This window comes from Chloroflexus sp. (assembly GCF_034435895.1).
In the GTDB taxonomy this organism is placed as follows: Bacteria; Chloroflexota; Chloroflexia; order Chloroflexales; family Chloroflexaceae; genus Chloroflexus.
In genome coordinates this window covers 1-5,053 of record NZ_DAOTWH010000201.1, presented here as the reverse complement: position 1 = coordinate 5,053, position 5,053 = coordinate 1, and the positions used below count along the sequence as shown (strand labels likewise).

At 59.3% G+C, this 5,053-nt stretch carries 3 protein-coding genes and 1 pseudogene; 1 reads left to right on the top strand and 3 read right to left on the bottom strand.

The features are described 5' to 3' along the window. Positions 1-332: 332 nt before the first annotated feature. Positions 333-725, bottom strand: coding sequence for a diacylglycerol kinase family protein (locus tag U9R81_RS11850; RefSeq protein ID WP_322495656.1), 393 nt, complete (start codon positions 723-725; stop codon positions 333-335). Between the two features lie 213 nt (positions 726-938). Between U9R81_RS11850 and U9R81_RS11845 the strand changes: the two genes are divergently transcribed. Continuing rightward, positions 939-1,580, top strand: coding sequence for a histidine phosphatase family protein (locus U9R81_RS11845; RefSeq protein ID WP_322495655.1), 642 nt, complete (start codon positions 939-941; stop codon positions 1,578-1,580). A gap of 524 nt (positions 1,581-2,104) precedes the next feature. Here the strand turns inward: U9R81_RS11845 and U9R81_RS11840 are convergent. Then, positions 2,105-3,604 carry a glycosyltransferase family 39 protein gene (locus U9R81_RS11840; protein WP_322495654.1) on the bottom strand — a complete coding sequence of 500 codons (1,500 nt, stop codon included), beginning with the start codon at positions 3,602-3,604 and terminating at the stop codon, positions 2,105-2,107. A 210-nt stretch (positions 3,605-3,814) separates the two neighbouring features. Then, positions 3,815-5,053 (bottom strand): annotated as a pseudogene (locus U9R81_RS11835) (exo-alpha-sialidase); the annotation flags it as partial.

Below are 5,053 nucleotides of genomic sequence, written 5' to 3'. Positions count from 1 at the left end.
GGGGCCGGCGCGCGCAGAATGGCGCGGCGCGGCAAGGAGAGCAACGCGGTAAGACCGAGCTGATCGACCAAATAGCCAAAACCGTGATGCACCAGCACCTGCGTAATTTCACGGTAACGGCCAAGATGACGGGCCTGCCGGACAAGTGGCCACATAGATGACACCAGTAGCGGCGGCCCGTTGGGCCGTCGCGCTCGAGCGACGGCTCGGCACAGCCATCGCCCCCCTTGCTATAAGTCTGCTCAGCGGGCCAGCACGCTGCCCAGACCAAGCACCTGCAACGAACAAGCTCAGTATACCCTAGTTTCGGCAGCTTGCAGCAATGAAACTGATTATGTCAAAAGTACCCAAAGCAGCCACAACCGTGGGCCAAAGATGAGCACACCCACCACAATCGCGGTCAATGCGCAGAGCAAGACTGCGCCAGCGGCGACATCTTTAGCGATGCGGGCCAACGGATGGCGCTCGCTGGTCGCTAAATCAACCGTCGCTTCAACCGCGGTATTGAAGCCTTCAGCGGCGAGCACCATCCCGATGGTCAAGGCCAGCGCAACCCACTCCCACCGCGCAATCCGCAAGACCACCCCCAACGCAATCGCGATGGCGCCGATGAGCAGATGAATCTGAAAATTGCGTTGGGTGCGCACCAGATGGCCTATCCCGGCAAAGGCGTAGCGAAACGCGATCAGAAAACGGCGAGTGCTGCGATCAATTGGCGCCGCCATTACGATCATTCCTCTCTACGATACGCACAGCTTCACGCCGTGAATGATACCACCTCGGCTATAATGGCGCTGCACGGCTAACCTGAGAGGCTTGGAGACGAAGTTTGTAACGTGTTGCCACCGCCAAACCCTACGATGACGAAGGGCCTGCGTGGTACAACCACAGACAACGTCGTTGACCAGCTCGCGATCTGCATTGAGGGTAGGGCAACTATGCGACTCATTATTGTGCGCCACGGCGAGAGTGAATGGAACCGGATCAACCGGTATCAAGGCCAGCAAGACACCCCACTGTCGGAATTAGGCCGGATGCAGGCTGCCGCGCTTGGCGAGCGGCTGCGCCACGAGAAGATCGATCTTGTCTATAGCAGCCGCCTGCAACGCGCCGCCCACACTGCGCAGGCGATCGTCGCCCATCACCCCGGTCTTGAGGTGATTTACGACGATGCCTTGCTCGAAATCAACCACGGTGATTGGGAAGGCCGGTATTTGCACGAAATTATGGAGCTGTACGCCGATGGGTTGCGCGAGTGGCGGCAACATCCGACCCGCTCGCAAATGCCGGGGGGCGAGAGCTTCTCGAACGTGCTCAAGCGGGTGCTCGATTTTCGCGAGCGCATCTATGCCGAACACGCCGGCAAGACGGTGTTGATCAGCACGCATGATGTGATTGTGAAGATACTGGTGGCCGACGCGCTCGGTATGAATATGGATCGGATCAACCGGATTTGGGTGACGAATGCCAGCATCAGCGTGATCGAGTATGGCGATGATCTGCCCTACCTCGTCAGTCTGAGCGAGGCGTGCCACCTCGGCCAATTGGCCACAACCCGCGAACAGCAGCACGCCCTGTAGGGGGCCATCCGCTTGCCATTACCGCCGTGGGATGCGCCGTTCAAGGGCGGACAGAACCTCTGATCCCTAGCCTAGCCTGAAGGGTCGGGCTAGCTGGATAGCCACGAAGAGACTCAAAAGGCACAAAAATGATCAAGATTTTTTGCATTGTTTGGGGATCTTTATGGCTATGCTGCGCGGCAGCCCTCACCCCCAGCCCCGCTCCCGCTGGCGTTTAAGGGCGGACTGAACATCTGTCCAGAACCCGGCCCTCAAGGGCCGGGCTAGGGGTACGAAGCCCACTGCGCGGGCTGATGCCCCTACCCCATTACCCCTCCCCCGCTGGGGGAGGGGTAATGGGGAGCGCGGCCCGGGTCTTGACGGCATCGCACAGCGATCAACGGTTGTATTCGCGCAAATGTTCTGTCCGCTTCTCGACTGGTGCGGGAGAGAGGGGCAGAGAGCTAATTGCTGAGGCATCACACAGCGATCTGTTTTGTCCGTCCCTCAAAGGCGCGCCGCGGGGCATACCCTACGGCGCTCATTCAACAATTGGTTGTCAACCGGCAGCGGTTAAACAGAATATCGTGCAACCGGCCCAGCACCTGCAACGGCACTCGCAGTTGGTAGTAGAGCATGCCATCCCAAATCAAACCTTTGCGCAACTCTGGCCTAACAAACGTCCACTGCGCAATCAGGCCCACGTTCCAGAGCACGAAGAGGGTTGCGCCGGCCAGTAACGGCTTCCAGCCCAGCCGAGGCTGCAACCATGCCAGCAACGCGGCAAGGCCAAGCACAAAGATGGGGGTACACTCGATCAAGCGCCGGAACCCGAACGAACCGCTCAGGTGCCACGTGGTGCCAAAGGCGCCATTAATATAGACCTGTCCAAGGAAACCGATTAGCAGCAGCAGCGCCAGCGGGCCATCGCGCCGGAAGAGCCAGATCAAGCCGGTCAGCGCCACCACGAGGATGGGGCTCCACAGAAACGCACCGTGAGCCGGATCAAGCAAGGTGTCAAAGAAGCGCGGGCTCACCAGCACCGGCAGCGGGCCAAGATTCACCACTGCCAACTTGCTGCCCACCGTGGTTGATGGCCCGATCCGCCCGTTGAGCACCCAATAGGCGGCCAGTTGCGGCGTCAGCGCCAGTATGAAAACCCCGACAAACACGGCATGGCCCGCGATCAACTCGCGCACCACTGCCCATTGCCGGCGGCGCAGCGCACCGATATAGGCGGCGAGCGCCTCGAAGGCCGGAATGAGGAGCAGCAAACCCAACTGCTCGCGGGTCATGACCATCAAGCCGGCCACCACCCCCAGCGCCAGCCAGACACTCCGATGCCGGCGGCCATCGCTATGGCTGAGATTCCCTTCACGCCCACGCAACCAGATGGTCACAAACAACGCGAACAGAAAAAATCCATTCGCGTGCGACCATGCCATCGCCAGATAGGTATAGAACACCAACGGCGTCGCCAGAAAGACGGTCAGCGTTGCCAGCAACGCCGGGATTTGGCCGGCGTAGATCCGGGCCAGCCGGTAGGTCAAGAGCAGGCCAAGCAAACTGTAGAGGGCCGACATCATACACACGGCCACAATATAAGGCCGGCTAAAGCCATCGCGGGGAATAGCCGCACCCAAGGCATTGGCCGCCTGCACCCAAAGATCGGCTAACACAAAACCGGGAGCCCACAGCAAGGCCGAGCCGACCGGGGCCACGTTGCGCAGCTTGCCGGTGATCGGGTTCGGATTGGCGGCATCAGGCCGCAGCAGGGCGTTGAAGATCGCCGGATCGTTGTTGCGCAATCCGATCGCGGCAAAGTGTTGGTACTCGTTATAAAAATCGAGATCACCATCAAAGTACAGCGAGCGCAGGTAAGCGTAATACTGCACCTCATCGCTCAATGCAATCCGCGGCAGGCTGATCGGCAACAGGGCGGCAAAGAGCAACACGATCACCAATGGCCCAACCTCGCGGCCAGCAAACAGGGCCTGTATCCGTTGCGCCAAACTCACCATCATCGTGCGAGCGAAGGTTTGCATACATGCCTTCAACGAGAACGAAACAACTTCACGCGAGCGCAGGTCATTGAACGCACGAACGTGGCCCGCCTGCGCCATCTTGTCAGCAATGCTTGCGCTATTGTACGACGAATTGCCGCAGCCATTGCGCACCGTGTATGCGGCAAAAAACAAACAGATGGACGCTATGCTGGTAGCGTCCATCTGTTAGCCAAACCATGTTATGTCACGCTATCGCAGCACCATTGGGAGCATCACCTGCGGCAACGTCACTTGGTCAATCGAGATGGTTGCTTGCAAGGCGGTTGCGCTCGGATTGCCGGCGCCATCAAGCGCGCGCGCATACACATAGTACGTGCCCTCCTCAGTCAATTGCGCCTCCGGCAAGCCGCTGGCCAGACTCCAGATAATCGTAAAGCTATTGCCATCACCCGGCGCTTCGACCGGCACCCACACCAGCGTGGGATCAGTGGCAGGATTGGCAACCGGAGTCCGGCTATTGGCCAACCACACCCCCCAGAACCCACGACCGGGGTAGAGGTTATCAGTGACGTCGAGGCTAGTGAATTGCAGGGTAACGACGATGCTTGGCCCGCCATCGATTGCTTGCATTTGCAGCGTACCGTTATGGAGCGTTGGCGACGTCACATCATAGGTAAAGGTGCGTTCAAGCATCATCGGGTTGCCAAGCGCATCACGTATACGGAGAACCACCTGCATTTGTCCTTCGTTCACCGTGCCGGGATAGGGCAAGACATTCGCAAAGCGATTACCACTGATCGCCAGATTGCTCACGCTCGTTAGCGTGGCCGCACTTGGCGCCAACGCAAAGTTCCGCAAACCACTGCAATCGCCAAGGCTACGAATCTCGACAAACATAGCCGGCACGCGCGTATAATCCGGATGGCCATCGCTAGCGCCGCCTTCATTGATGAGATCAGCTAGCGTCACCGCTGTGAAAGGCGAGGTTCTGAATCGCGAGAAGGGGTTCGCAACCACAGCACTCCCCAGCACACCGGCATCGATCACCACTTTATCTGAACGCGGCTGATCGATCAGGTTATTCGCCGAACGGCGCAACTGGGTAAACAACTCTCGTTCGACACAGCCGGCATCGGTACGCAACGCCGCCGGGATCGGCACCTCCAACACACTGGTGGGACCGGTCGGATTGAATCGCTGCCATCCATTGGAATCATTCTCGGTGTCGGTCGGTGGCGCACCCCAGCGCCAGCGCACCTGATCGGGCAAGTTGGAGGCAGACAGATTAGGGAAGGTGACGTTCACTGAGACTCTGCTTTCGCCGCCAACCACAGCCGCATCGTTTTCGATGATGGGGCGCGAACCGAAAACGGCACCCGGCGCTTGGAAGAGCGCATAGCGCGGGATGGGATCATCACCGCTAAACGCATCATACACGGCATGGAGATAGATGCCAGTCCCGGTACTAGCCGCCGCCCACGGGTTGAA